3 protein-coding genes and 1 pseudogene are annotated in these 6151 nt (G+C 52.1%); 2 read left to right on the plus strand and 2 right to left on the minus strand.

Features of this window, described 5'->3' with window-relative positions; translation table 11 throughout:
* Nucleotides 1-379: IS6 family transposase (locus AC221Y_RS18755; protein WP_486708018.1), on the minus strand; the 379-nt coding region annotated here is incomplete at its 3' end.
* A 223-nt stretch (nt 380-602) separates the two neighbouring features.
* Between AC221Y_RS18755 and AC221Y_RS18760 the strand changes: the two genes are divergently transcribed.
* Nucleotides 603-1592, plus strand: coding sequence for an alpha/beta fold hydrolase (locus tag AC221Y_RS18760; protein ID WP_299753103.1), 990 nt, complete (start codon nt 603-605; stop codon nt 1590-1592).
* 324 nt (nt 1593-1916) lie between these two features.
* Here AC221Y_RS18760 and AC221Y_RS18765 read toward each other — a convergent pair.
* Nucleotides 1917-2576: pseudogene (locus AC221Y_RS18765) on the minus strand (transposase); the annotation flags it as partial.
* A gap of 371 nt (nt 2577-2947) precedes the next feature.
* Between AC221Y_RS18765 and AC221Y_RS18770 the strand changes: the two are divergent.
* A complete protein-coding gene (locus AC221Y_RS18770; protein ID WP_486708019.1) occupies nt 2948-5632 on the plus strand; it encodes a cation-translocating P-type ATPase in 2685 nt (894 codons plus the stop codon).
* Nucleotides 5633-6151 lie beyond the last annotated feature (519 nt).

Consider the following 6151-nt stretch of genomic DNA (forward strand, 5'->3'; position numbering starts at 1 on the left):
ACCCCTGCTTCTTCAGGAGTTTCCGCATAAGTTTAAGGGCCGCGCGCTTGTTCCTGCGAGACTGCGCCAGGATCTCAAGAACCTCGCCTTCATCGTCAACGGCGCGCCACAGATATGTCCGCTTGCCACCAATTCGGACAAAGACCTCGTCAAGATGCCAGGTTCCCGAAGGTCGAACTCTGCGAGATCTGATGTAGGCGGCAATCGCCGGACCGAATTTCAAAATCCATCGGCGGATCGTTTCATAGCTCACATCGATCCCTCGTTCTGCAAGCATTTCCTCAACGTCACGAAAGCTCATAGGGAAGCGAAAGTATAGCCAGACGGCTCGTTGGATTATCAATGGCGGGAATAGAATATCTTTCTCATTCAACGACAAATACCGGCCGTCAGGCTGATCGTCGAGTTAATGTGACAATGCCGAAAAAGAGATGGTTGAACCTGTAATTTCTCAAAGCTGAAATGGGGCTTCAAACTGTTCGAAAGGGACATCTCACACAATTCATAGTAACTTCGAAACCAGATGAGACCATTCCCCAAAATATAGCTTTCGATGTTCCATTTGATCCCCGAGATAATTTTTCAAGCAAGGCGAACATTCATTGAAAAAATTCGCGGTAATAGTACTGGGAGTCTTGGTTGCCATACCGCTACTGGCATTAGTCAGCATATATTTGCGACCAATAACTTTTGCCAAAACCGTCGATCTGGACAACACTTTGCCATCGATCACGCTGAACGGTTACAAGTTTCACTCAGAAACAATGGGCGACACGGATAAACCCGTTATCATCGCTTTGCATGGAGGGCCTGGCGGCGACTACCGGAACTTACTGCCCATTGCCCCTCTGGCCGACGAATACCAACTCGTTTTTTATGATCAGCGCATGACAGGTCTATCTTCGCGACAATTCGACGGCGTGCTGGACCTTGAGAGCTTTTTTGATGACTTGGACGCTTTTGTCGACCGTTTTGGTGCCAGCAGAAAAGTCATCCTTCTCGGGCATAGTTGGGGAGCCATGATGGCTTCGGGTTATGTGGGTATGCATCCGGAAAAGATCGACAAGATCGTCATGATCGAGCCAGGGATTTTGAGGCCGGATTTGTCCCAACCATTCTTTGATTCACAATCAGGCCCGACTTGGGACATCTATCTTGATCTTGGCCGCATTTGGCTGAATTCGTGGCGTGTGGACATTCGGAAAGACAAATATGCGCGCGAAGACTACATTCTAAGCCACGCGTATTCACTCATGCCCGGTGAAGGTGTCCATTGCGGAAACGTCATACCAGAGGAATTTGAAGGCTGGCGTGCGAGCAGAAGAACCTTGGACGAAACCGTGATTGCCTATGTGAATGACACTGAACTACTGAAGCAACTGGATTTCATTTCTGACGCTCACAAGTTTGGCGGAAAAACTCTTATCATTGGCACAACCTGTAACACCATTTACGGCTCCAAGTACCAAGAACGACACCTGCCATTCTATCAAGATGCGAGGCTGGAAACGATCGATGACTCAGGTCACTTTGTCTTTTACGATCAGCCGGAAGTTTCGATAAGAATCATTCGGGATTTTCTAAGTAATTGACCCCAAAATTCGAGGGTTGGACGCTTCTTGATTCAGGGTCACCAAGTGAAAATTCAGGCCCATGTTTGAACCGCATTGCTCTGCTAGTTCGGTACTGCTTGGTCGTCCAAGCGGCTGACGCACAGTTTCTTTCCTCTTTCAATTGAACCGCGGCATTGTCCGCAACTCGGTCATAGACCCCTCGGACCTCGCTGCGGTCGCGACCAATGTCGGCTTTTCTGGCTGCATTGCAGCGTAACTCTTGGATCGATTGGGGCTGTCGATTTGCTGCACAAGCGAAGGACGCGATTTCAGTCCGGCCCATTATTGCTGTGCGTTTTACACCCATGCGGCTTTGCTTTCTCCGCCCATATTCTTGATGGAAGGCAGCACCTTCTGTCCGTCCCGGCGCACCCCGATGGCCGCCAGAACCGAGATGTTCGTAGCCTTTCGATCCAACCGGGTCTTAATAACGGTGCCCGCCAAAATCAGACGGACGATGTCTTCGTCGGCCAAGTCTCACGCCACCCAAGCGTCCCAGTCGACCTTTACCTTGCGCCAGGCGCGGCTGACTACGTCCTTGCTCACCGCGCCCTGGAATAGCCCATACAGCGCCCGCTTCACGCGCCGCGTGTTGGTCCCGGCCAAATAGACCGAGGCAATGAGCGCCTCGGCTTTCTTGGTTAGGCGCTGGTAACGCGGCAGCGCCTTTGATCGCCATTCCGTGGCCTTGCCGGCTTCATCGACAGCCCGGGCGCGCGGCACGCTTATCGTCTCGGTCCCAAACGTACCGATCAACTGGCGCTCTCGATGACCATGCCGATAGCCTTTGGGCTTGTCCGTGCCGCGGTCATAGCGGCAGCGCCCCAGAAACGCCTCCAGTTCCTCTTCGAAAACGGCCTCGATCGTGGCGCGGATATTTTGCCGCAGGCGATCCTCGATCGGATCGTAGCCGGCTTCATTGGCCAGTAGCGAAAGCGCAGCGGTGTCGTTATTGTTCGTCATAGCGTGATCTCCCTGGCGGTTGCTGCCGCCGGTTGGGTGGGTTCAAGTCACCCAGAGATTACGCAACCCTCAAATTTCTACCACCTTCGCGACACTACCTTATGAGTGCAAAAGAATGTCTCGCCTGCATGATGCCAGAACGCATTCATTGTTCACACTGAGCAATAAGACGGGTCACTGAGACCCGCTGCACCAACTCAATTGTCTTAAATCAATGACTTTTTGCACCGCTCCCGTGACAACGGAACGGAGCGGTCAGTAGGTTTTGGCGATGTACGAATTCTTTTTTTGCACATGGTCGAACCTCAGCATCATCCAAGGCAAGCCCTTTGTGCGACTGCGTGAGAAGTGAACTTAACCAAGGCCTAATAATGCTCGATTGCCATAAGAAATCATTGTTGGATGTGTTTCGACAGCTAAATAGCTCCGCTGATGGCCTAACTACCGCCGAAGCAAAATCACGGATTGCCAAGCATGGACCAAATGAACTGAAGGTCGGGAAAGACACGCCGGAAATCTTGAAATTCCTGCTCCAGTTCAAGAACTTCTTTGCCCTTTTGCTGATTATTGGTGGCGCGTTGGCGATGACAGCCGAACGTCTCGATCCAGGTCAGGGGAATCTATACATCGCGATAGCGCTAATTGGTGTGGTGCTGCTGAATGCCGGATTTACCTATTTTCAGGAACATCAGAGCGAACGGATCATGGACAGCTTTAAAAAAATGCTGCCGTCTGAGATCACCGCTCTTCGCGACGGGAAACCGTGCGAGGTGCCGGTCGCTGAGCTTGTACCCGGAGATTTGGTTTCCCTGCGCGAAGGCGACCGTGTGCCCGCCGATGGGCGATTGATCGTCGCTAAAGAGCTGAAAATCGACAACTCTTCTCTTACCGGCGAAAGTGAACCGCAATTGCTCGATGAGGGGAAGTCGTCAGACGCGTTGCTGGAAAGCCCGAACATGGTGTTCTCTGGCTCATTGGTTCAAAGCGGCGAAGGCAGTTTCGTTTTGTGCGAGACCGGCATGAATACCCAGATCGGCAACATCGTGGCGCTGACCAAGGCAAGCAGTGCCACCGAAACGCCCATTCACAAAGAGCTGAAGTATTTCATAAAAGTGATCAGCTTCATCGCAATCTTTCTCGGAGTGACATTCTTCGCCGTCTCCGTCGCGATTGGCAACAGCATTATCGGGAGCCTCATTTTTTCGATCGGAATCATTGTCGCCAATGTTCCTGAAGGTCTACTCCCCACGGTCACTCTTAGCTTAACGATGGCCAGCCGTCGAATGGCTCAAAAGAACGCGCTAATAAAAAATCTTGAAAGTGTTGAGACGCTTGGGTCGACAACCGTCATCTGTACCGACAAGACCGGAACACTGACACAGAACCGGCTGGGCGTTAACACGATCGTGGTTGGCGGAGAACCTTACGAAGTCAGCAATGACCTTATCAAAGGCGCTCCCGCTTTTGACCAGCTTCTTGCGATCATGTGCATCTGCAACAACGCGTACCTAACAGGGCAAAACAGCTTCGCTGGTGATGCAACCGAAGGGGCTCTGCTGCTTTATGCGCGCGATCACGTAGATATTGATGCCTTGCGCAATGTTGCAGAGATCTCGGAACAGCCGTTCAACTCCATCACAAAAAGGATGATACTTGTTGCCGACCCGGGATCTGGGCCGCAGGCCTATCTGAAGGGCGCTCCGGAAGTTGTTCTCGGCATGTGCGACCGCATTGCTCTGGATGGCACCGAATACCCCCTGACCGATGAACGCCGTGCGGCGGTGATCCAGACATATCGCGAACTGGCTGGGCGCGGGGAGCGTGGGCTCGCGTTTGCCGCCAGAGAATGCGTCCGAAACGACGTGCCCGAAGACGGATATGTGTTTTATGGCATGACCGGCATGATTGACCCGCCGCGACCTGAGGTGCCTGACGCCCTCGAGAAGTGTCGCTCGGCGGGTATCAGAGTTATCATGCTGACTGGAGATTATGGCCTGACTGCAAAGACAATTGCTCACCAAATCGGGCTTATCGGCGCACATGGGCGCGTCGTTCAGGGCGATGAGCTTTCTTCCATGAGCGATGCAGATTTGCAGGCATTGCTGCGCGAGGAACCAGAAATCCTGTTTGCGCGGATTGCCCCGGCACAAAAGATGCAAGTGGTTCAGGCACTTCAGGCAAACGAGGAGATCGTCACTGTCACCGGGGACGGCGTAAACGATGCTCCTGCTTTGAAGAACGCTGACATGGGTGTGGCGATGGGCGTAATGGGCACCGATGTGGCCAAAGAAGCCAGCAACATGGTCTTGATGGATGACAATTTCGCCACCATCGTTGCAGCAGTCGAAGAAGGCCGAACCATCTTTGACAACATCAAGAAGTTCATCGCCTATATCCTGACCTCCAATATTCCGGAGATTTTGCCGTTTATCGCTTTTGTACTGTTGGATATCCCCTTACCGCTAACGGTCATCCTGATCCTCTCCATTGATTTAGTAACAGATATCTTGCCCGCATTGGGATTAGGTGCTGAAGGACCGGAAACCGATGTTATGAAGCGAAAACCGCGACCTAGAGGGGAACGTCTACTCAGCCGCAACCTACTTTTTATGAGCTACGGGATCGTCGGAATGCTGCAAGCGGCGGCAGGTTTTTTTACCTATTTCGTCATTCTGTACAATGGAGGCTGGGAATGGGGCCAGGATTTGGCCAGTACAGATCCGCTCTATCGCACTGCAATTACGGGTTTCTTTGCGTCGATAATCATATGCCAGGTGGCTGATGTCATTATCTGCCGCACCCGAACTCAGAGTTTGCTAACCGTTGGCTTTTGGTCAAACAGACTTGTTCTGTTTGGCATTGGATTTGAACTGCTGTTTCTCGCCTGCATCAGCTACCTGCCAGCCTTCAACCAATTCTTCGGAACCGCGCCGCTTGAAGGCTGGCATTTGCTTTTGTCAGTTCCATTCGCCCTGACCATACTAATCGGTGACGAAATTCGCCGCATCTATGTCCGTCGGGGCAATCCGTTCGTGTTGCGATGGTTGACGTGGTAGGGTTGTTTGCTCAAAAATCAGACGCCCGTATTGCGCGAGCAATCCGACAGCGGGGAAGCTCACTGCATCGGCGCGGAACTACAGGAAATGCTGCATTAAATTGAGACTACTACGTTAGCGAAGCGCAAAAGGACAAGTTCATTTGGCAGCGCTTTAGGGTCTGAAACGTTAGTAATGCCCGGCGGCAATTCTCCCAACTTCTCGAGACTACTCCTTTGAATTTATCTGACGTCAGTAGCAGTGGGACAGTTTAGGGTGCTTTGATAAGAGAGGGTCTCTGGCTCGGTGCAGTCATTCGCCGCGACACGCTTGAATGGATGGTATCGGCCGGAAACGGACCTTCTGCTCGCCCAGTGCCGGTGACTGCTTTGTCGGGCACTGCAGACATTGAGGGCGAGGACAACAGAACGAAGATACGGTCATCCGATTGTGCCGAACGTGGCTTCTGCAAAAAATGCGGGTCAAATCTATTTTGTCACATCATTGATAGCAACGAATTCCAAATAGCCGCCGGACTTC

The sequence above is a fragment of the Boseongicola sp. genome (assembly GCF_057460485.1).